This is a genomic window from Nonomuraea sp. NPDC049269 (assembly GCF_043197155.1).
Lineage (GTDB): Bacteria > Actinomycetota > Actinomycetes > Streptosporangiales > Streptosporangiaceae > Nonomuraea.
The window spans coordinates 654,418-675,738 of the sequence record NZ_JBICSO010000006.1; the positions used below are offsets into that span (position 1 = coordinate 654,418).

Here is a 21,321-nt window from a genome sequence, read left to right on the forward strand (position 1 = left end):
ACTCTTGAGGCTCGTGTTACGAGTTCTCAGCACACATGCCCGGTCATGGTCGTATCCCAGCGCATACCTGCGACCAAGTGCTCCAGGTAGCCCGCGTCGCTGACCGTCACCACGATCTCCGCGTAAGGATAGTCAGCGAAGGAGCAGTCCCCCAGAAGCTCCCATGCGCCAAAATCGTCCAGATCGGCGGGGCCGTCCGGCTCCTCCGAATCCCAGGGCTCGTTCGGGTCCTTCAGCGCTGCGACTTCACTCAGTAGCGGGACGTTCTGGTACGGGCTGATGTCGTAGGAGGTCACGATGTCGGCGGCGCGTTGTGAGAACTCCTCGGCGTCGCCGGAAGTAAACACGGAATAGCCGGGGCGGCTGCCCCCGCTCAGCTCGTACACGTCTTCCGCTTTGCGCCTGGGTTCGAGGACGGTCTTGCCGTCGTCCGCGAGTAGGTATCCATCTTTGGTGACCCTTATCTCCTTACCGAGGATGAGTTCGAAGAGATCCGGGAACTCATCTTTCAGCCGCATGCCTGCCACGATGTCCTTGCCCTGCTCCTCGGTGAAGGGGTACCGCTCTCCGTCTTCATCGTCTTCGTCGTGCAGAAACCCGTTGTCCAGCTTCCACCAGGCATCGGCCAGGAGAGACAGGGGAAAGACGGTCTCCTGTGGCACGGATGGGACGTCGGGGTTGACGATGTGCACCCTCCCACGGAGGGTCAAGCCCTCGACGGAGTCGACGGACACGGTAAAGATGGTGGTCATGCTGGGGGCGCCCCTTCAGACGGAATCGGTGGTCACACTTGATCACCAGTCAGCCCGGATAGTAGACGTCTGTACTGACACTCGCTCCTGGCGTCAGACACATCCCCACGCATCCGATGCCTACTGGCGGACGCTCCTACACTTCTCGCCTACAGGCTGTTCCGCCGCTGGCAGCGCCTGGGAGTGTGGGCAGGGCTGCTCGCCAAGCTCCAGGCGCGGGCCGACGCGCGCGGTCGCATCGGGTGGACGGTGAACGTCGACTCCACGTTCTGCCGGACTCACCGGCACGCCACCGGGGCGCGCCGGGATGGCCAGCCCCAGAGGGAACCGCCTTGGCCGCCCGGTAAAGCACATGCTGCAAGGCACGGACCGGATACGGAACGCACCGTCGCTCCCCCTGTTACAGGGCCTTTGACGCTGGGCTTCGACCCGCCCGTTTCCAGACGAAACCGCCGGCCTGCTACCGGGCCTCCTGGCAGCTACCCGAACCGGGCTTCCTCCACCGGCAAGCGACGACGAGCTTACGAACAACAAGATCCACCGCTACGTCACGGCTTCACGTCCTGCTCTGCTGGGCGCGCGGAACCGGCTCACTGTGACGTTTAGTCAAGAGTCAACTGCGGGTATCCGTCATGGACGTGCCAAAGCGCAGAACAAAGCGTACTAACTACCCGCAATCGAGAAAGGGGAGCGTCCGTCGGAGCCCGCGCGTCGCTTCAAAGGTGTACGCACTGGCGAGCTATTTGGCTCGAATTATCAGGAAAAATTCCGAGTTTGTTTGATGCCAGGGCAATCGGCCCGGAGAGAGCTATCGTCTCTAGGGGGCTTGGGAGTCGTACGAGGAGAGATCGGCATGCCTGATCTTGATCGCGAGGCGATGCGAGCGGCGGCGCAACGCATCCAGAAGCTGTCCGACGACCACTGGTGGGCCCTTCATCCTTCCTGCGAGCTGATGGATGCCGGAGCGTGGGTGGGACCAACCGGCGGCCGCTTCGGCCAGACCGTACACGGCCGCGAGCGGGAGCTACGCGCGATGCTCGCCCGGGCCGTCGCCGACGCCAGCGACAAACTGGCGGGTACGAGGTGAGCTTCACCGGGATCAAGCAACCCGAGTTCGACAGCCTGGTCTCCAGGCACAGCACGGCGGCCCAGCAACTCGAGGGACTGGCCGCAGCACTGCACGGCGAACTCACGGCCGCGGGGCTGGACACCGGACCGGCGCTGCGCATCCGCGACATGGCCAGAGAGGTTGGGGCGGAGGTCGAAGACCTGCGGCGGCGGCAAAACCTGATCAGGGAGATGGAACGACTGAAGGTCACTTTCGGCACGCACACGCCGGCCGGGACCATGGTTCCCGTCCCCGATTCGCTGGCAGCCGCCGAGGGATTGCTGAACGGAACGCTGGCCGCGAACGCCGCAGTGGCCGCGGGCCGCGGGGACGCCAATGCCATGGCGCAACTGCGGGGATTCGCGGGCAAGGCCTCTGACCCGGAATTCGTCAAGGCCTTCCTGGCCAAACTGGGGGCCAAGGGCATCACCGAGCTTCCGGCATCGCTGGCCCTTCAGATGCGGGCCAACGTAATGATGCGGACCGCCAAGGGCGACCAGGTGTCCCAGCAGGTCAAGGAGGGCATGAAGCTGCTCGCCGCGGCCTTGGCCAAGGGCACCGATCCCAAAGACCCGGCCTTCATGGGCGAGGCGTTCCTCTCCCAGTTGGTGAAGGAAGGGCGGGCGCAGCACCGGGCCAACGAGGTGGCTTACGTCGGGTATCAGGCGCAGGCACTGATCTGGCGGGCGAGCGACGGCAAGCCGCCGTTCTCCAAGCGATTCATGGAGGTGGTGGGCCGGGACGCAATCGTCCATCAAAAGGAGTTGTCGGATTCCGGCCCGCCCTACGCCAACGCCATGGATTTGGCCACCGTGCTCGGGCTCAGCGATTCGATGCAGCCCGGCGGGCCCAACATGGGGGAACCGGGGAAGCCGATAAAGGCCAGCGTCATCGACGATCTGTCCCAGGCCGCGAGACACACGCCGGAGGCAGCGCAGGCCCTGCTCTTCCACACCCCACAGGGTTGGGGGAAGAGCATCATGGAATACCTGCTCACGGATCGGCTGGACGGCTTCAACCACACGAAGAATTACGCTCCTTTCGCCGGCCTTCTGCAGACGGCGTTGAGCGGCAAAGACAAGGAATCAGTCAAGTTCACCAACGACGCGCTCGTCATTCTCAAGAAGGAACTCGACGGCGTCTTCGACCGGGGAGACGACGGGAAGCTGACAATCGCCGACCAGAAGAAGCTGGACCGGTTGTCCTTCCTAGACGGACCGATGGGGACGGTCATGGCCGCGCACATCGACGAGATCTTCAGCCTCTTCGACGACGGAGACCCTGACCTGAAGGACATCAACCAGGTCGAGATGGATCGTGTGCTGACCTTCGTGGGCCGCAACGGGGGATCGGTGAAGGCCCTCGTGGGCGCGGAAGCCCAGCGCATGTTCAAAGCGATCCAGGACTCCTACAGGCGGGACAACGGGGCGAGCATCCGAGAGCTGCTCATCCCTGAGGCTCGCTTCATGGCGCATCTGCTCGAACCTCGAAGGCTGATCCTGATGGCTCAAGCCAGCAGCGATGAACAGGCTAGGGCGGAGATGAAGGGCCTGATCCTTGACACGCTGGGCGAACTGACCGGCCCTGCGGGCAAGCTCGCCTCGCGGTTCGGGTTCTGGGGGGACAAAGCACACGAGAAACTCACGCCGATGGCTTTCGACAAGCTGTCGGCAGTCCTGGCCGAGCGACTGGTGAAGGAAGGACTGACCAAGGATTCGGCCTTGCAGCAGGCGAACGATGACCGCGAGATGACCCTGTGGATGGTACGCCAGATGATCCTCAGCACGAAGATCGCCCACGGCGGCTGGAGTTCAAGCGCTCTCAAGGACCTTGAAGGTAAGCCGTTCGCCACAGCAGGACATCCTCCTGCTCTCAAACCGCTCGACGAGATCGTCGCCGACCCCGCCACCTACGACGGATTCATTGATTGGGCACGCTGGCACACTAAGATCGAAAGCAAGACGCAAGACATACGAGTGGACATGGATAACAGTGCCGGCGTGGATGTCCACGCCAACCTCGGCATCGACCGGAACTACTGACATGGCCAGGCGTGCTCCGGACGTCGTCCTCGGAACGCTTCTTGTGCTGGCGCTTAGCTCCGGCTGTACTCAACGCGGCGGCCCTCCGGCAGAGGTACCATCCGCAACTGTCGATACCAGCCCAATCACCAACTCGGGTCCCTACTGGTGCGACGTAGTTCCTCAACAGGCAATACGCAAGATCAGCGGTCTTACCATGCCACTGGAGGAGAGCAAGGACGGCGTTCCCACCACTCATGGCGGATGCGCGCTTAGGAACACGTACAACCGATTTTCCCTGAACTGGTCCGTACGCGGCGGGAGCGAGGCACTCGATCTTGCCCGCGAGAATTTCGGCAGAAAGCAGCTGTCAGTACTGCCGCTGGATCTCGGAAAAGGGTTGATCGCGTACACAGGGGAGAGCGCCAGAACGAAGCCCTATGTCGCGTTCATGCTGTTCCGATGTGGCGATAAACGCCCATGGATGGGCATCGACCTTTCCGAGATGGCGAAGGGGCGCGATCCGGTCAAGGATTTCACCGAGCTACTCCGCATCGCCCGCCATCGCTTCGGCGAGATACATCACTGCACCCCCGAGGCGACGTAACCAGTCTCTTTGTAGCTCACGCTGCGCGGTGAGCCATCTCCAACAAAGCCACAACAGGTTAAATTCGTAGGGTCGGTCATGGGTTTGCCGGGGGTGTCGAGGGGGTGTGACCTGGCTGCGTGTTCTGGTCTGGACCCTTACTCTGTAGGCACGCGCATCGAAAAACTGGGCCGAATCTCGTGGGGCTCTCCGTGGGGCCTAGCGGCTGGGTGGGATCGGAAAGCCATACCGCTCGGAAATCTCCCGCACGGCACGCTCACACGCGGAGTAGACAGGCTGGAAGTCGGAGTAGTGGAACTTGACGCTGGCGAAGGGCGTCTCCCCGCAAGGCACACCCTCGTTTGTCCCGTGCCACCCACAGCGTCCGGCTTGACCCTCGGTCTCCGGCTTGTGGTTAGCCGGATCGAACGGCTTGACCCAGATGATCTTCTTATCGTTCATAGGTCGAACGTACGCCGAAATCTCCGTGCTATCGGCCGATGTCGAGCAAGATGGTCACGACAACACCGGCGGCGAAGAAGAACGCTCCGCTGATGATGTTCAGCCACATGCCCTGCAGGAAGGACTTCTTGCCGCTCTCCTTCAGCCGGGCTTCTAGCCTCGCGTCAAGCAGCTTCTCCACTGCCTGACGCTGCTCTTCATGCAACGAGGCCAGGTTCTCCGCGTGCTTCGCCTTCGCTTCCATCTCTATAGCCGTCGCGGTTCGTGCCGCAATCTCGGCTGTCAGCTCGTCCAGCAACGTTGTCGAACGCTTGAGGATCTCCGCCAGCTCATCCGCTCGATCCTCAATCGTCGGCGTGCTGGGTGGGAGTGCTACATGCACTTCCTTGCGCCGATCGAAGCGATCGCGGACAACCGACGCGAGAGCGCTGAGCAATCCGGCTGCTCCTGAGCTGCCTATCACAGCCAGTAGATCTAGGCCTTCCATTCCCACGGCGCACAGACTAAAGCGCCGGCGGCAACTTTTCGCGAGGAGTAACCAGATCGGGACATGCTGCTGAGATATGGCCCTTCCGGGCGCGGGCGGGAGAACCCTGTCAAAACCGGTCTGGGGCTCGTACAGGGCTCGCCAGGCTGTAACTCCGAACCCTCAACTTCGGAAGCTCAAGAAGCTCCAGTACCGGCCCCACCTGCTCACCGGGGCCCAGCCCAGATCGGGCTCACCCTCGGCAACCCGGCAAACCCCATGACCGACCCTACGAATTCAACCTGTTGTAGTCACTCGCAAGGTTGGCCCCGACCATAGCCGGGGCCGAGACGGATGATAATGATCTACAGGTCGAGGGCGTCATTGATCGTGCCCGGCCCGCATTAGGAAACCGTCTGCCGTTCCGGTCTCATAGCGCCTCGCCGCGCAGGATCCGTTCGTAGAGACTTCTCGCCGCCGCGGTCAACATCCACGCGGTTTCGTGGGTGGTGCCCTCGGCGCGGTCCGTCCGGCGTACGAACCCTTGGCCACCGGCGGCGCACAGCTCGTACAACGTCCTGCTGCACTCGCAAGAATGCGAGACCACGCGGATCCACCGTGCCCGATCGGTTGGTGCGTACCAGGTCAGCTTGACGTGGTTGGCCTGCGGAGGCCCGAAGTGCGGTCCATGGAAGTCAGGGATCTCCGCCATGTCACGCGGTCCTCCCCTCGAAGCCCTCGACGAGGTTCCTGAGCGCGACGTCGACGCGGGCCATAACGAGTTCGTGGATGTAGTCGCTTCCTGGCGGCAGCCGATAGCCGTGCTTCTCCAGCACAGCCTGGACCTCCGACATCAGGTGAGGTGCGAATCGCTCATCCGTGGTTGGGTTACCCATGGGTCGGACCTCCCGTGTCCGATCAAGAGCCCGCCTTGGCGCTTCCATCGCTGGGGCGGGCTCGTCGCTTCTCAGCAGCGTACGTTCAACTCGTTCATCCCGTCTAGTACGTCTAGCACGTACCAGGCGTAAGGCCCATGCCTACTCGTCTCTAACGTGTTGTCTGTGACAGTCGACCAGCTTGACCCGACGCCGATCTATGAGCAGTTGGCGGGGATCATCAGGGAGAAAATCAAGGCCGGCGGCTTGGCGGAGCGGCAGCTGGTGCCTTCCGAGAGTTCGCTGCAGCAGGAGCACGGCATCGCTCGCGGTTCGGTCCGGCGTGCCATGGAGCTCCTTCGAGAGGAAGGCTGGGTCGTCACGATTCAGGGACGGGGAACGTTCGTGGCACCCCGGGGGAACTGGCCGGAGAAGTAGATCCACATTGGCAATCGCTTCCCGGCCGATGCCAGAGCGCGTCCAGTCGCGTGAACGAGCAGCGAGGACGCGGCTTCTTGTTCCCCACGCTCTCCATCATCGACATCCTTCCGGGAAGGAACCCTGATCTCGGAAGCCCGTCAAACCGGATCAAGCACATCCGGTCGCCTTCCGATCGGGCTGAAGACGGGTGAGCGAGGAACCGTATCTGGATCACCGTTCGTCCCGGCAAACGAACAGGACACCTTCCCTCGACCGTGTCACATCACGAGGTGAGCGGCCACCAGCAATGTCAGCAACGTGGGCTTTTGGGAAATCCTGATTGCCAACACGAGATGGCCCTGTCCGCTTGGAACCATTTGACGCTCATGTTAGTTATGTCGACATGGCGAGGATCTTTGGGCACATTGAGGGCCAACGAGTAGGGTCGGCGTACGGGAATCGGCGGGCACTGCACGATGCGGGCGTCCATGCTCCGCTCCAGGCAGGCATCTCGGGAACTGGAAAAGACGGCGCCGATTCCATCGTGGTCTCCGGCGGGTACGTGGACGACAAGGACTACGGCGAAACCATCGTCTACACGGGTCATGGCGGTCGCGACCCAGACACCGGCCGGCAGGTCCGCGATCAAGAGTTATCCGATCCCGGTAACGCCGGATTGGTCCGCAGTGAACTCGAGGGGCTGCCCGTCCGTGTAGTCCGGGGCCGTAACTCTGACTCGCCCTATGCTCCTGCCTCAGGACTCCGGTACGACGGCCTGTATCGCGTGGAGTCCCACGGGGCGAAGGTGGGCATCGATGGATTCCGGATCTGGCAATTCACCCTAGTCAAGCTCCCAGACGAGGCATCTACCACGGCTACGCCGCCTCCCCTCCAGAGCACGATCGATATGGTCACGAACACCCCAGGCCCTGCCCCGGTGATCGAGACCGTGGTTCAGCGAATCGTCCGCAACAGCAAGGTTGTCCAGCAGGTTAAAGCCTGGTATGACCACGAGTGCCAAATCTGTGGGCTGGCAGTAGAAGTAGCCGGCGGCCGCTACAGCGAGGGAGCTCATATTCAGGCCATCGGCAGCCCTCACCGTGGTCCCGACATTGTCGAGAACGTCCTCTGCCTCTGCCCGAACGATCATGTTCGGTTCGACAACGGAGCTATTTACCTGTCCGATGATCTCAAGGTAATCGAAGCCCGCACCGGTCAGGTCAAGGGGACCCTCATCGTGAACCGGTCGCATCGGATCAATCCGCAGTATGTAGCGAACCACCGTGCACGATGGACGACGGGTACCGCTCGCGGATAAGGCCGGGTCAGCCTCGATCTCTCGTGATCCTTCTACGAGCGCCTGAGATGTTCGGCTGCTGAGCTAAGGCGGCAAGCCACTTACACCTTCACGTAGCCACGCCACGCCTTATAGTCGCGGGCGTGAGCGATCTCCAGCCGGGCGTCTACGAACATCTAATCACCCGTCAAGTGGGCGCCCTGCTACGCGCAGTCCCTGACCGCGAGCTCATCGACCGACGATCATTGGATATCGCCGATTCCCACGAGACGCTGGCACGGCATCTGGCCGCGCTGACACGCCGGGCGTTGCGTGCCGTCCGAGGAGAAACCGACGCAGCACGGCTGGCCCGGCAGGTCGAGATCGTCAACCGCATCGCCGATCTAATCGGCGATCTCGTGCCCGAGGCCGCCGCACCTGAAGAACTCGTGGAGGCCGCCGAGGAACTACTGGCCTTCGCGAGAAGCCGGGACGCGGCAGGGCAGGTACGATTCCCGGCGCGTCCGGTGATTCCTCTTACAGGCAGTGCGTTGCTGGTAAACGGCAGGGGCCAACCAGAGATCGGCCATGAGCTTAAGCATGAGCTCGCCTCCGCAGATCGCGTGGACCTGCTGTGCGCCTTCGTGAAATGGAACGGCGTACGGGTGCTGGCAGAGGCGATCGAGGAATTCTTGGCGCGCGGCGGACAACTGAGGTTGGTGACCACCACATACATCGGCGCCACCGACCGCCTGGCAGTGGACCGGCTGGCCGCCATGGGCGCTGACGTCCGCGTCTCCTACGACACCCGGATGACCCGCCTCCACGCTAAGGCGTGGCTGTTCCACCGGAAGTCAGGCTTGTCCACGGCCTACGTGGGCTCCTCGAACCTGTCCAAGACGGCTCTCAGCCATGGCCTGGAATGGAACGTACGGCTCGCCCAGGCAGAGCAACCACATCTGATCGACACCTTCGCGGCCACCTTCGACGACTACTGGGGCGACCCCTCATTCGAGCCCTATGACCCAGCGAAGGATGCCGAGCGGCTCGACCGTGCCTTGTCGGCCGAGCGCTCCGTCGGCGGACAGGTCGTCATCGACTTCGCCCACGTCGATGTCCGCCCTTACCCTTACCAGCGCGAGATCCTTGACGAGCTCGCCGCCGAACGCCAGATCCACGACCGATGGCAGAACCTGGTGGTCATGGCGACGGGCACCGGCAAGACCGTGGTCGCGGCCCTGGACTATCGCCGGCTACGTGACGCCGGGCAGGCTGACTCGCTGCTATTCGTCGCCCACCGTGAGGAGATCTTGCGGCAGAGCCTGCTCACTTTCCGCCAGGTGCTGCGCGACGAGACGTTTGGCGAACTGTACGTCGGCGGCGCGCGCCCCGAGCAATGGCGGCACGTCTTCGCCTCGATCCAATCTCTACGCTCCAACCCGGTGCCAGAGACGGACGCGGTCGACGTATTAATCGTGGACGAATTCCACCACGCCGAGGCTTCGACCTACCGACGCTTGCTATCCACCGTGCACCCGAGGGTGCTGCTTGGTCTGACCGCGACGCCAGAACGCGCCGACGGGCAAGATATCAAGCACTGGTTCGGCGGTCGGATCGCGGCCGAGCTGCGGTTGTGGGAGGCACTCGAGCGTGGTCTACTCGCGCCGTTCCAGTACTTCGGCATCCACGACGGCACCGATCTGCGTCAGGTCGACTGGCGCCGGGGACAGGGTTACGACGCAGGCCAGTTGTCCGGCGTCTACACGGGCAACGACCGTCGAGTGGCCGTTGTGTTGGAGACACTTAATCGCAAGATTGGCGACGTCGGGCGAATGCGAGCCCTCGGGTTCTGCGTGAGCATTGACCACGCCCGCTTCATGGCCGACCGCTTCACCCGAGCGGGGCTCCCCTCGGTTGCAGTCACGGCGCAGAGCTCGCCTAGCGATCGTTCCCAAGCGTTGCGTGACCTGAGAGCACGCCGGATCAACGCAGTGTTCACTGTTGATCTCTTCAATGAGGGCGTCGATGTCCCAGAGATCGACACCGTTCTCTTCTTGCGCCCCACCGACAGTGCCACTGTCTTCCTGCAGCAGCTCGGCCGTGGTCTGCGGCTGTCCGATGACAAGCCGTGCCTGACCGTGCTCGACTTCGTTGGCAACCAGCACAAGCAGTTTCGCTTCGATCGGCGCTACCGGGCACTCACCGGTGCCAGTCATACCGGAATCGCCCGCGAGATCGAGCAGGGCTTCCCCGCCTTGCCCGCCGGTTGCGTTATTGACCTGGACCGCGACGTACGCCGCCTAGTCCTTGAGAACGTTCGGCAGGCGCTCAGCCTCAATTGGAAGGACCTGTCTCGCGAGCTGCGCGATCTCGGTGATGTCACTCTGCCGCGGTTTCTGGACGAGACCGGACTGGATGTGGAGGACCTCTACCGGCGGCGGCAGGGATGGGCCTCTCTGCGGTACGCCGCCGGCCTTGAAGCCGATACACCGGATGAGCAGTTGGGCCGCGCCTTCGGTCGGATGCTGCATATCGACGACGTCGAGCGCCTCGCGTTCCTAACCGAAATGCTGAACGGCCGAACTTCGCGCTCACCCCGTGAGCTGCGTCTCCTGGCCATGCTGGACGTCATGTTGTGGGGCGGTACCCAGCCTGCCTCCGGTATGGAGGCCAGACTCGCGCAGCTCACCGGCGCTCGGGCTATGGAGCTTCGAGAACTAGCCGGCGTACTGCACTCAGGGATTCGTCACGTCGCCCCGCAGTTGGACCCGATCGTGCCGTTGCACGTCCATGCCCGCTACAGCAAGAACGAAGTCTTGGCCGCCTTCGGCGTAGACAAGCCCGCCCACATGCGCGAGGGCGTCAAATATGTCGAGGAGCACAAGGCGGACCTGTTTTTCGTCACCATCGACAAAGCTGAAGACCACTACTCCCCTACCACGCTGTACCACGATCGGGCGATCACCGAAGAACTGTTCCAGTGGGAATCGCAGAGCACCCTACGCTCCTCAGCCGCAACCGCTCGCCGCTACCTATCCGGCGAGTCCACCGTTCACCTGCTGATCCGCCAGTCCAAGCGTGACGAGGGGCTGGGCGCGCCACCATACACCTACGCCGGTCCCATGCGTTACGTCAGCCACGAAGGCGACCGACCAATCCGTTTCGTCTGGCGTCTGGACCACCCGCTCCCGCCCGACGTGTTCCACTATGCGAAGGCCACGGCCGGCTGAGTGTCTACCGTTGTCTATCGTCGTAGGCGAACGTTGATTGTCCGGCAGCGCCGAGCACGGCGCGGTCCTGCTCGCCGTTTTCTCCCGTTGACTCATGTTTGAGTTCGGGCCGGATAGGCCGAGATGGCAGCAGGTAGCGAATGTGATTCGAGGGCGTATCCAGTCCGGTGCGTATCCGCCCAAGTACCTGGTCTCCGAGCTCTCTCGTCCAGGAGTTCGGCATCACCCGCGACAACGGGCGCAAAGCGGTACGCGCTCTCCGCGAGGAAGGTTTGATCTAAACAGTCCCGCACATGAGAAGTTTCGTCAGCGTGCCCAACGCGGCCAAGACCACCGATGACCAGGCACCCACCGAGTAGGCCCCGATCGTGACCCGCCGGATCGACTTCGACAGTGATCCAAACGCACCGACCCGGTGAAGCCTTCTGCCTCGAGCAGGTAGTGGACCGGCTTCCTTCCAGTACGCAGGCCAAGGCGACCTCCATAGCCACCAAGGTCGCGCTCTGGCAGCACAACTGGTCGGCCAGAGTGAGGAAGAATGCAGTCAGCACGGCGAGCGCGCACCTCCTGGCGGCGCCGTCCGGGATCGTCCTCGCTCGCTACGCGCGCACACCACCTGGCCGCTCATGCCGATGTCGATCGCGGCGTCCACAAATTCCAGCGGATAGCTGGTCTCTTGCAATTGCGCCCCTCGTCTCCCATGTGGCGACTAGGGGTGGCTACCCGAGTAGCCCGTAGGGGAAATGGGGGGCCGAACTCTCATACTCGAAGTGAAAATCCAGAGCCCCTTTAGTGGCTCCCGGCATCAGGCTGAAAATCGTCATCAACCAGGCACCAGGCGGAGCCGACATCGGCGGCCAGCCACCTCCGATTTCCACGTCCGCAGGGCGTATGCGCAGCCACATCAACACCGGAATAGCGGACCGTCCTACGCAAGGGGAGATGGCATGCGACCCTGGGTATATGCGGTTACCTGATCCACAAGAGTTCGACTGGGCTTCTGTCAAGATCGCGTCGTGCGAACTCGACGTACGAAACACGTGGCCTGACGAAGTCCGAAACCTCACGCCCTGGGTGATCGACAATCTGCCTTTACTGGGACAGAAGCTGGGGAGGACCCTGGAGTTCGTTACTCGCGAGGTTCCTATAGGCCCTTTTCGGGCTGACATTGTCGCCAGAGACGATGCCGGGCGAACCGTGATCATCGAGAATCAGTTTGGACCAAGCGATCACGGACACTTTGGGCAGATCGTGCTGTATGCCTGCGAATACCAGGCTGATGTGATCATTTGGATATCAGCAGGAGCAAGCTGGCGAGTCCCGTATCCGCTTAGACCCGAGCACCGCCGTGCTCTAAAACGACTCAATGAGCAGTTCGCAGGATCAATAGTCTTTTTCGGTGTTGAGCTGCAAGTCCAATCTGAGCCGCGAACTATTGGGGAACCCAGTGGGCCGTTGCTGCCTAGACTGGATGTGGTTGTGAAGCCAGATCACACATAAGACTACTGGGATGACGGATGCGTCGTGGCAGGGGCTGCGATATTCCAGATTATTGGTTAACCGAACCCAACGCCTCTGCTAATTACCACCACTTGTCCGCAGTAGGTTTTGGCGAGCGTTGATCCGTCCGGCATGTCGAGCGTATGTGATCACGCAAGGTAGTGGTTTCACCGCTCGAGAATGGCAGCACCGAGAACGAGCACTGCTGGAAGCGGCCGAGATATTCGCACAAGGCGAGAAGAACATAGTGAGCACGCGCCGACTGCGGGCCAACACTGAGCGGTCGGTGGAACAGTGGCGGCGAGCCTAGCGGAAGAACGGCGCCCAGGCATTGCATTCCAAGGAGCCTCCGTCCTTGCTCAAGGTTAGCCCTGCGCAGTTCGCCGCTTGCAGGCCGAATTGGTGTGCGGTCCGCTCACGCATGGCTCCGCCGACCAGCGCCGAACGCTGATGCGGATCAAAACACGGAACGGCCACATGGTTCCACATCGGCTACACCGTGCCTGGAGTGGCTGCTGCTGCGTAGCGACTGGTCGGCCCAGCTGCCGATACGGCGGGCAATCGAGCACAGAGTCAACCGCTCTTGGGCTGAGCTCTGGTTAGCCCTCCACAAAGACCACTGTGAGGTTCTTCGAGGCGAAATCAACCAACTTGTCTCAGCTGCAGCGGCTAGAATGCCATGACGAGCCTTAGGTGAATAGATGAAAAACGACACTAGGGGACAAAATGAGCGAAAACGACGGGCGCGATGAGCTGTTCGATGAGTTTGCCGAGGAGGAGCTCGACGAAAACGAAGTCAATGAAGACGCTCTAACCGCAGAGGATGTCGCAGACGTCGTAATATATACCCTGGACTGGAGCGTCCAATCTTTGCTGGAGAAGATTGGCACTACCTTCGACATCAATCCAGCCTTTCAGCGGCGCGATGCGTGGAATAGCACTCGCAAGAGTCTTTATATTGAGTCCCTAATGCTCGGCCTTCCAGTACCTCAGATTGTTCTTGCGGAAGATAGGGGGCATAAAGGCCGATTCATAGTTCTTGACGGAAAACAGCGCCTCGTTACTATGAAACAGTTCGCTAGCCCGAATGAACAATTCAAGGCGCTCACCCTGAGTAAATTGCAGTTCCTTACACAATTCAAAGGCAAGTCATTCGCTAGAATGCAGAAAATTGAGGGCGGCCAAGACTGGCTTGAAAGCTTTCTCGCTCAGCCGGTGAGGACTATGGTGGTTAGAAACTGGGGCAAGCCGGCTGTCCTCTATCAGATTTTCGTCAGGCTCAATCAATATAGCGTCCCTCTTTCACCTCAAGAGCTACGCCAAGCACTTTTCCCTGGCGACTTCACCGTCTGGATCAACAATCGATCTGCCGACAGCGTTGCCATTAGACGCGCTCGACGCCTTAAGAACCCGGACTTCCGGATGCGTGATGCCGAAATGCTGCTTCGCGCTGTGGCATTCCAGGACCATATCGAAGACTACGCAGGAAACCTCCGCGAGTTCCTCGATGAGACATGCGTTCAGGGCAATCGTGAATGGACTTCTCGCGCAAGCCAGTATGAATCGCTGGCCGTATCCTGCGAGCGAGCAATAGACTACACATTCTCCGTATTCGGAAATAATGCCTTCTATCGATACGAAGAAAATGACACTACGAAAGAATATATCAAGCGATTCAACGTAGCGGTTTTCGATCTTATGTGTGCTACATTCTCATCATCGGGAATTAGCCAGGAGATAATTGCGGAAAAGTCTGGCGAACTCAGAAAAGCATTCGAAATCCTCTGCATCGAAGACCTGAAGTTCCAGGACAGCATAAAGTCCACCACCAAGACTGAAAGTGCTACGGCAGGGCGTATCCTGCGCTACGGATCAAAAGTCCAAGAGATCCTCAATGTTGAACTACCCATTATGCGTAGAGCCCGGACCCTTCTAGAGCTGAGGGGTGAATAGCTAGCCGTGGCCTCTCGTGAGCTGGCGGCGCTTAATCAGTCTCTTACTGATCTTAGGTCGGATCTGATTGTGGAAAGCCAAGACTATGGGGCGTACTCTCGCAAAGATCATAGAATGGCACTCAGTTTCGTACTACTCGCTAATGCAGCGCTAGAAGAATTTATCGAAGAGCGCTGTCGAAGTGCAGCGACAGTCGGCGTCGCTAGAATTAAGCGATCCCAGCCGACGCGAACAGGTCATGCCCTTGTAATTTGGTACGTTCTAAGAAAATTTTCGAGGTCAATCCCACTCTCTCGGAACGAGATATTTACTGATCATGATTTTCTCGATAAGGTCCACGATTCCTACATTCAATCGACACGCAAGAGTCACGGCATGGATAGTGGCGACTTGCGGAAATTATTAATCCCTCTTGGATTAAAGGAGGAGGATTTCAATCAGGAATTACTGAATCGATTAGACGATCTTAGTGATGTGAGAAATCGCGCATCGCACCTTAAGATAAACCGCGCAAAATCTATGGTCGAGCCTGTACGGGAGTGGGACAGAGTTCTATCCATAGTTGCCCTTCTCGATCCGCTCGATAAGGCTATTGAAGAGGCCTGCATGAATGACTGAAGGAGAGATGCTGAATCCGTGCTTCAGCCTTCGCTCTGCATTTACGGCGCGCGCCGCTGAGTATATCTCTTACTAAGGCCGCTGTTATGCTGCTGTAAACAGCAGGCAAGGGGCTTGATCCCCTTGTCGACTCCCAGGTAAAAGCCCCTCACAGCCCAGACGCCAAAGCGTCGGCTATGGACGGCCAAAATGAAGCCTGTGCCAGCGATCATTCGCGCCTGGCCACCGCCCGCAGGCTCCCCAGGTAAGGGGCTTGGCGGGATATCCGGAACTTACGACCTGAACGTAGACATGGGTGATCCAGAACACCACCCCCGTACAGATCAGCAGAATCACCAGATCCGCCGAGGACGGCGGCCCGCCCTCCGCCGCAGAGCCGGCGACCACGGAAGCCGCCAGCAGCGACCCGTACACGGCACCCCCGGAGTGCACCCGCTCCGGTTCGCCAGGTGGTACCCGGAGGGTAACTGGCCCGCCCACTCGCTCGCAGTGGTGGCCGCGCTGGCCGCTCCTGAGCTGACGGTCGAGATCGAGGGCATGGCCGCGGTGCCGCGGCGGTGATCTCCCGCCCGATCACCTCGGCCCGGTTCCGGGAGCTCTTCCCCGCACTCCGTTCGACAGTCCGGCTCGACACCGCCGGCGCCGCCACTCGGCGCACGGGGGCGGCTGACCGACCAGGCGCGGGCGATCGGCCTAAGGCGGGTAGGCGATCGGCCTATGGCGGGTGAACGGACGGATCGGAATCCCACATCGTCGTGCTCCATACCGACCAGGCCGACCACCTCGCCCTACGGCTGCGCGAGCACGGCGTGCGGGCCACCGCCCTGAGTGGGCGGATCCGCTTCGGCTTCCACTACTTCAACGAAGAGCTGTACATCGTCGCGACCGTGCGAGTCCTACGGGGAGTCGGTTGGGACACCACTTGGCGGCCGCGCTGCCAGACGGCGGAGATGAGCGGGACGCCCGGTCGATAGGCCAGGTGGACGTGGGAAGGAGCGTCCAGCAGCGTCAGGTCGGCATTCGGAAGACGATGACGCGCCGTGAGACCCCTGCCTTGTTGAGTTGCACCGCTCCGCGCACGGCTCGTCAGTGTCCAGCTCGTACGGCCCTACGTACCTCTGGGCCTTCATCCCGGAGCCACGGGCGACGCTCAAGTGCTTGAAAGTCCCTCCTCTGTGGTTATCAGGACTGCTCAGGTCAGCTCTCACGGGGCGCCACGAAGGTTCCGCGGCCCTGGATCGCGATGACGAAACCCTCTTCGCGCAAGATGCCGATGGCCTTTCTGACGGTGTCGCGGCCCACTTCGTGCTCGTGCATCAACCTCTGCTCGGTCGGGATCGGCCGGTTGGGCGGGAGTGTGCCGTCCGCGATCTGTGTCCGCAGCAGGTCTGCGAGCTGGCGATAGAGCGGTACCGGCCCCTCATGGTCGATCGTCATGAACATAGACCGTAAATGTCCGCATCCGTGGCCCATCACTCGCCCACGTTCGCAATCAGAGGCAGACGTTTGCAGACGTTTGCTTTAGCCTGAGCACTGCAAGTCCTTCAAGGGAGTCGGGCCCGTCCTCGCGACCCAAACGCCAAGACGGGCCCTTGATCGGACACGGGAGGTCCGACCCATGGGTAACCCAATCACAGACCTACGATTCGGGTCCTGCCTGACAGCCGAGATCCAAGCCGTACTCGAGAAGCACGGCTACCGGCTGCCTCCAGGCGGCGATCACATCCGCGAACTCGTCATGGCTCGCGTCGACATCGCGCTCAAGAACCTCGTCGAGATCTTCGAGGGGCGGACTTGGTGACATGGCGGAATGAGATCATCCCCGACTTCCATGGTCCGCACGTCCCGTCGCCCCAGCCGGGCCATGCGGAGCTGACCTGGTACGAACCGACCCAGCGGGCTCAGCGTATCCGCGTGATCTCACACACCTGCGAGTGCCGCCGAACGACCTACGAACTGTGCGCCGCCGCCGGCCAGGGCTTCGTCCGTCGTACAGACCGAGAGAAGGGCACCGTCCGCGAAACCGCGTGGACGTTGAACGCAGTCGCCAAACGTACCTTCGATCAGATCCTCCAAGGCGAGGCCCGGTGAGCGGAGCGCGGCGGACGCCTCCCTGGGCTCGTCCGCCGCGTCTGCGGAAACGAAGTGCGAGTCCTTGATCGGGACCAATCCGGAATTCGTGCTCAGGGGCGCAGCCTGGCTCACGGGCTCGAAGATCGAGTCCCACTCCCCTGTAAAGAGTGCCCGCTGACCCGTCTTCGCCAAAGCGAGAGTCCGATCCACCTGGGCTCTCCGCCCGCATGGTGCTGCACGCCGAAATACCGAAGGAGCCAGAAGAGATGAAGACCTTCACGCTGACCATCGCCGGCACGGAGCAATTCGACGGAGAGGCGCCCTACACCTGGGTCGTGGAGGCGACTGACGTGACGAGCGCCATGAACAAGGCCCTGGCCCACCACGCGCTTTCGCAAGAGCAGCGATTGTGCGACCTGGAAATTGATCCTCTGCACACGTTCGAGGGCCTTCCCGCGGAGAACTGCGGATATCACTGGAACGACCTGCGATCTGCTGCCGTGGTAGCGGACAGCGCCGTTGGACGAGATTGAGTACGTGATGAGGCCATTACCTCAAAGGTGAGGATGCCCATGGATTCCACCGCGACCGGTAGCAGCGGCCATTCGCGCCTGGGGTTCGTGGGTACAGGCCGACGAGAATGCCGCGCACAGTGTGATCATCAAGGCGTACTCGTCCCATGAGATCATGGGGCGGTGATATCGAAGCTGTGGAAAGACAGATTGGTGGTCACCGCCGTCATGCTGTCGATTTTCGCTGTCCTTGGCCTGGCGGTACTCCTGTGCCTGTTTCTGGTCGACGTCAGCTTCCGCAATTTCGGGTGATCAAGGACATGACGCCGGCGTGAGCCTTCCGTGTCCACCCGAAGAGGACGTCCTTGACCGCTCACTCGATCGGCCGATCGACGGACGCGGGAGGGGACAGACTTGGCGCGCGTGCCGTTGGCCGATCGGGATCTTGCTCGGAGGGCCGACACCCCAGGCAAGGGCGTGGCCAGTGCCCAGCCAGACGGCAACTCTCATCGGTTGTAGAGCCTCCGTGCCCACAGGTATCCGCCCAGGGCGATGACCGCACTCCAAACGGCCGCCTCCACAAAACTGGAGCCAGCCGGACGCCCAGCCAGCAGAGCACGCAGAGTCTCGATGACAGGAGTGAACGGCTGGTGCTCGGCAAACCACCGCAATCCCGTCGGCATCGACTCGGTCGGTACGAAACCGCTGCCGAGAAACGGCAGCATCATCAGCGGCATCGGCAGATTACTGGCCGTGGTGACGCTCTTGGAGACCATGGCGAGCGCAACCGACAGCCACGTAATGGCGAATGTGAACATGGCCAGCACCCCGACCACACCAAGCCAGTCCAGCACCGAGGCAGCCGGGCGGAAGCCGATCAGCACGGCCACCAGCGTCGCCACCGCGATCGCGATGAACGTCTGCACCATCGCCCCAAGCACGTGCCCGGTGAGCACCGAGACGCGCGCGATGGCCATGGTCTTGAACCTGGCGACGATGCCCTCGGCCATGTCGGTGGCCACCGAGATCGCGGTCCCCTGCGCCGCGCCCGCGATCGTCGTGATCATGATGCCGGGGGTGAGATAGCCGACGTAGGCCGCGCGGTCACCCCCGATGCCCGCGCCCATGGTGCCGCCGAAAACATAGACGAACAGCAGCAGAAACACCACCGGAACGCCGGCGAACGTGAGGACCAGCGACGGGTAGCGCCAGATGTGTTTGACCTGGCGACGCAGCATCGTCGCCGAGTCGGTGACCGCTCTCATCGGGAAGGCTCCTTGGTCAGGGTGAGGAAGACGTCATCCAGGTCGGGGGTGTGCACCGTCAACTCGGCGACGTCGACGGCCTGGTTGTCCAGCCATTCCAGGAGCTTCTTCAGCGTCTTGACGCCGCCGGAGTTGGGGATCTGGACGGTGAGCGCCGCATCGTTACGCGAGGTGGCGCCGACGTGGGGCGCCGCCCTGCGGTAGCCGTCGGCGTCGGCGAAGCGCACGACGACGTGGCCGCCGGGGACCAGCCGCTTGAGTTCCTCCGCGGTGCCCTCGGCCACCAGCTCGCCCTGGCTGAGCAGGGCGATGCGGTCGGCGAGCTCGTCGGCCTCCTCCAGGTACTGCGTGGTCAGGAAGATGGTCACGCCGTCCTGCTGGACCAGGTCCCTGACGATCTGCCACATGGTACGGCGGCTGCGTGGGTCCAGGCCCGTGGTCGGCTCGTCGAGGAAGATGAGCTTGGGCGTGCCGACCATGGTCATGGCGAGGTCGAGCCGGCGGCGCATGCCGCCCGAGTAGGTGGCCGCCGGCTTGTCTGCGGCGTCGATGAGGTCGAAGCGCTCCAGCAGTTCGCGGGAGCGCGTGCGGCCTCTGGAACGGCCGAGGTGGAGTAGGTCGGCCATGAGCCGCAGGTTCTCCTCGCCGGTGAGCAGGCTGTCCACGGCGGAGAACTGGCCGGTGACGCCGATCGCGGCACGCACTTTGTCGGGCTCTCTGGCCAGGTCGTGCCCGGCCACCCAGATCTCGCCGGCATCGGCCTTGATCAGGGTGGACAGGATCTGCACGGCCGTGGTCTTGCCCGCACCGTTGGGGCCGAGTAGGGAGAAGATCGTGCCCTGCGGGATGGTGAGGTCAATACCGTCCAAGACGCGGTGCGAGCCGTACGACTTACGCAGTCCCGTCACTGAGATCGCGCTCACGCCTGGTCCCAGGTGACGGGCAGGCTGCGTACGCCGTAGATCTGCGCGGGGTCGGTGCGCAACGGCACCTCTTCGTCCGGTACGGCGAGCCGTAGCGTCGGGAATCGGGTGAGCAGCGCGGGGAAGGCGACGCGCATCTCGACGCGGGCGAGCTGCTGGCCGAGGCACTGGTGGATGCCATGGCCGAACGCGAGGTGCCCGGCAGCCGAGCGGCGCAGGTCGAGCATGTCGGGGTCGGCGAACTTGTCCGGGTCCCTGTTGGCGGCGTTGAGCGCGATGAAGACCGTGTCGCCGGCCTTGAGCTGCGTGCCGCCGAGCTCGACGTCCTCCAGGACGCCGCGCATGCCGGTGGCGGCGATGGACAGGTAGCGCAGTAGCTCCTCCACGGAACTGTCGGCCAGGCCGGGGTCGTCGCGCAGGGCGGCGAGCTGCGCCGGGTTTCGCAGCAGGGCGAAGGTGCCGAGCGCGAGCATGTTGGTGGTGGTGTCGAGACCGGCGCCGAGCAGGAAGGCGGCTACGCCGCCGAGCTCCTCGTCGGTCAGGTCGCTGCCGGTGGCCAGGTCGCTGAGCAGGTCGTCGGTCGGCTTCGCGCGCTTGGCGAGCGCCAGGTCCTGCAGATACTTGCCGAGCTCGATGAAGGCGGCGTACTGCGCCTCGGGCTCTGGGGCGTCCGAGAGGGTCCGCGTTTCAGTCTGGAACTGGTCGCGCTCCTCGTACGGCACGCCTAACAGCTCGCAGATCATCAGGGCGGGGACCGGCCGGGCGAAGACCTCGATGAGGTCGGCGGGCGGCCCCTGTCGCTCCATCGCGTCGAGCCGCTCACGGGTGATCTCGGTGACTCGCTCGGTGAGCAGGTTCATCCTGCGGACGGTGAACTTGCCTGCCAGGATCTTGCGGAAGCGGGTGTGCTGGGGCGCGTCCATGCCGGTCAGATCGCCGACGGGGGCGGGCGGCAGATGCCCGCCGGCCATCGGGAAGTACTGGGTCTCGTAGCGGGAGCTGAAGCGCGGGTCGGCGAGGATCTGGCGGACCAGCCCGTAGCCGGTGACCAGCCAGACGCCGGGGGCGCCTTCGGGCGCGGCCAGCCGGGCGATCGGCTGCTCGGCGCGCAGGGCGGTGACCTCGGGGGCGGGGTCGAAGGGGCAGGCGGGCGCGCGGTCGAAGGACGGGGCGACCGGCTCATCACGATAGTACGTGTTCGACATGCCTTGAAAGCTACGTTGCATTCAGAATAGATGTCAATCTGGAGAAGTGCATTAGTGCAGGTAAAAGCCAGAAAAT

At 62.3% G+C, this 21,321-nt stretch carries 21 protein-coding genes; 13 read left to right on the forward strand and 8 right to left on the reverse strand.

Annotated features, from left to right (window positions below):
- Window positions 1–26: 26 nt before the first annotated feature.
- Complete coding sequence (locus ACGFNP_RS34960; protein ID WP_393325929.1) at window positions 27–752, reverse strand: hypothetical protein; 726 nt, start codon at window positions 750–752, stop codon at window positions 27–29.
- A gap of 853 nt (window positions 753–1,605) precedes the next feature.
- On the opposite strand from ACGFNP_RS34960, the gene ACGFNP_RS34965 reads away from it, so the two are divergent.
- From ACGFNP_RS34965 to ACGFNP_RS34975, 3 genes are all read left to right on the forward strand, one after another.
- Window positions 1,606–1,839, forward strand: coding sequence for a hypothetical protein (locus ACGFNP_RS34965; RefSeq protein ID WP_358331975.1), 234 nt, complete (start codon window positions 1,606–1,608; stop codon window positions 1,837–1,839).
- The gene (locus ACGFNP_RS34970) at window positions 1,836–3,902 is read left to right on the forward strand and encodes a hypothetical protein (protein ID WP_393325931.1); all 2,067 of its coding nucleotides are present in this window, start codon (window positions 1,836–1,838) and stop codon (window positions 3,900–3,902) included. The genes ACGFNP_RS34965 and ACGFNP_RS34970 overlap by 4 nt, the downstream gene beginning before the upstream one ends.
- A gap of 196 nt (window positions 3,903–4,098) precedes the next feature.
- Window positions 4,099–4,488, forward strand: a complete 390-nt coding sequence (locus ACGFNP_RS34975; protein ID WP_393325933.1) for a hypothetical protein — start codon at window positions 4,099–4,101, stop codon at window positions 4,486–4,488.
- 469 nt (window positions 4,489–4,957) lie between these two features.
- On the opposite strand, the gene ACGFNP_RS34980 is transcribed toward ACGFNP_RS34975, so the two are convergent.
- The 3 genes from ACGFNP_RS34980 to ACGFNP_RS34990 all read right to left on the reverse strand — a co-directional run bounded on the left by ACGFNP_RS34980 (window position 4,958) and on the right by ACGFNP_RS34990 (window position 6,291).
- Window positions 4,958–5,422, reverse strand: coding sequence for a hypothetical protein (locus tag ACGFNP_RS34980; protein WP_393325936.1), 465 nt, complete (start codon window positions 5,420–5,422; stop codon window positions 4,958–4,960).
- Window positions 5,423–5,825: 403 nt separating this feature from the next.
- The gene (locus ACGFNP_RS34985) at window positions 5,826–6,107 is read right to left on the reverse strand and encodes a hypothetical protein (RefSeq protein WP_393325938.1); all 282 of its coding nucleotides are present in this window, start codon (window positions 6,105–6,107) and stop codon (window positions 5,826–5,828) included.
- A 1-nt stretch (window position 6,108) separates the two neighbouring features.
- Entirely contained in the window at window positions 6,109–6,291 is a 183-nt protein-coding gene (locus ACGFNP_RS34990) for a hypothetical protein (RefSeq protein ID WP_393325941.1), read from the reverse strand.
- Window positions 6,292–6,456: 165 nt separating this feature from the next.
- On the opposite strand from ACGFNP_RS34990, the gene ACGFNP_RS34995 reads away from it, so the two are divergent.
- From ACGFNP_RS34995 to ACGFNP_RS35025, 7 genes are all read left to right on the forward strand, one after another.
- Window positions 6,457–6,708 (forward strand): GntR family transcriptional regulator, encoded by a 252-nt coding sequence (locus ACGFNP_RS34995; protein ID WP_393325943.1) that lies wholly within the window; start codon window positions 6,457–6,459, stop codon window positions 6,706–6,708.
- A gap of 385 nt (window positions 6,709–7,093) precedes the next feature.
- Complete coding sequence (locus tag ACGFNP_RS35000) at window positions 7,094–8,008, forward strand: YDG/SRA domain-containing protein (RefSeq protein ID WP_393325946.1); 915 nt, start codon at window positions 7,094–7,096, stop codon at window positions 8,006–8,008.
- A 122-nt stretch (window positions 8,009–8,130) separates the two neighbouring features.
- Window positions 8,131–11,196, forward strand: a complete 3,066-nt coding sequence (locus tag ACGFNP_RS35005; protein WP_393325948.1) for a DUF3427 domain-containing protein — start codon at window positions 8,131–8,133, stop codon at window positions 11,194–11,196.
- 2,226 nt (window positions 11,197–13,422) lie between these two features.
- Complete coding sequence (locus ACGFNP_RS35010; protein ID WP_393325951.1) at window positions 13,423–14,649, forward strand: DUF262 domain-containing protein; 1,227 nt, start codon at window positions 13,423–13,425, stop codon at window positions 14,647–14,649.
- 375 nt (window positions 14,650–15,024) lie between these two features.
- The gene (locus ACGFNP_RS35015) at window positions 15,025–15,267 is read left to right on the forward strand and encodes a hypothetical protein (protein ID WP_393325953.1); all 243 of its coding nucleotides are present in this window, start codon (window positions 15,025–15,027) and stop codon (window positions 15,265–15,267) included.
- A 291-nt stretch (window positions 15,268–15,558) separates the two neighbouring features.
- Complete coding sequence (locus tag ACGFNP_RS35020) at window positions 15,559–15,828, forward strand: hypothetical protein (RefSeq protein ID WP_393325955.1); 270 nt, start codon at window positions 15,559–15,561, stop codon at window positions 15,826–15,828.
- Window positions 15,829–16,022: 194 nt separating this feature from the next.
- Entirely contained in the window at window positions 16,023–16,241 is a 219-nt protein-coding gene (locus ACGFNP_RS35025) for a hypothetical protein (RefSeq protein WP_393325958.1), read from the forward strand.
- 223 nt (window positions 16,242–16,464) lie between these two features.
- Here the strand turns inward: ACGFNP_RS35025 and ACGFNP_RS35030 are convergent, their stop codons facing one another.
- Complete coding sequence (locus tag ACGFNP_RS35030) at window positions 16,465–16,710, reverse strand: GntR family transcriptional regulator (RefSeq protein ID WP_393325961.1); 246 nt, start codon at window positions 16,708–16,710, stop codon at window positions 16,465–16,467.
- A 175-nt stretch (window positions 16,711–16,885) separates the two neighbouring features.
- Between ACGFNP_RS35030 and ACGFNP_RS35035 the strand changes: the two genes are divergently transcribed.
- From ACGFNP_RS35035 to ACGFNP_RS35045, 3 genes are all read left to right on the forward strand, one after another.
- The gene (locus tag ACGFNP_RS35035) at window positions 16,886–17,068 is read left to right on the forward strand and encodes a hypothetical protein (RefSeq protein ID WP_219527887.1); all 183 of its coding nucleotides are present in this window, start codon (window positions 16,886–16,888) and stop codon (window positions 17,066–17,068) included.
- Window positions 17,069–17,606: 538 nt separating this feature from the next.
- A complete protein-coding gene (locus ACGFNP_RS35040) occupies window positions 17,607–17,873 on the forward strand; it encodes a hypothetical protein (protein ID WP_393325964.1) in 267 nt (88 codons plus the stop codon).
- 162 nt (window positions 17,874–18,035) lie between these two features.
- On the forward strand, window positions 18,036–18,164 hold the full coding sequence (locus ACGFNP_RS35045; RefSeq protein WP_393325966.1) for a hypothetical protein: 129 nt from the start codon (window positions 18,036–18,038) through the stop codon (window positions 18,162–18,164).
- 194 nt (window positions 18,165–18,358) lie between these two features.
- Here ACGFNP_RS35045 and ACGFNP_RS35050 read toward each other — a convergent pair whose 3' ends face one another.
- Genes ACGFNP_RS35050 through ACGFNP_RS35060 form a run of 3 tightly spaced genes read right to left on the reverse strand, consistent with a single transcriptional unit; the run spans window position 18,359 to window position 21,245 of the window.
- The gene (locus ACGFNP_RS35050; protein ID WP_393325969.1) at window positions 18,359–19,090 is read right to left on the reverse strand and encodes an ABC transporter permease; all 732 of its coding nucleotides are present in this window, start codon (window positions 19,088–19,090) and stop codon (window positions 18,359–18,361) included.
- Window positions 19,091–19,113: 23 nt separating this feature from the next.
- Window positions 19,114–20,040, reverse strand: coding sequence for an ATP-binding cassette domain-containing protein (locus ACGFNP_RS35055; RefSeq protein ID WP_393325971.1), 927 nt, complete (start codon window positions 20,038–20,040; stop codon window positions 19,114–19,116).
- Window positions 20,037–21,245, reverse strand: a complete 1,209-nt coding sequence (locus tag ACGFNP_RS35060; protein ID WP_393325974.1) for a cytochrome P450 — start codon at window positions 21,243–21,245, stop codon at window positions 20,037–20,039. Before ACGFNP_RS35060 ends, ACGFNP_RS35055 begins: the two co-directional genes overlap by 4 nt.
- Window positions 21,246–21,321 lie beyond the last annotated feature (76 nt).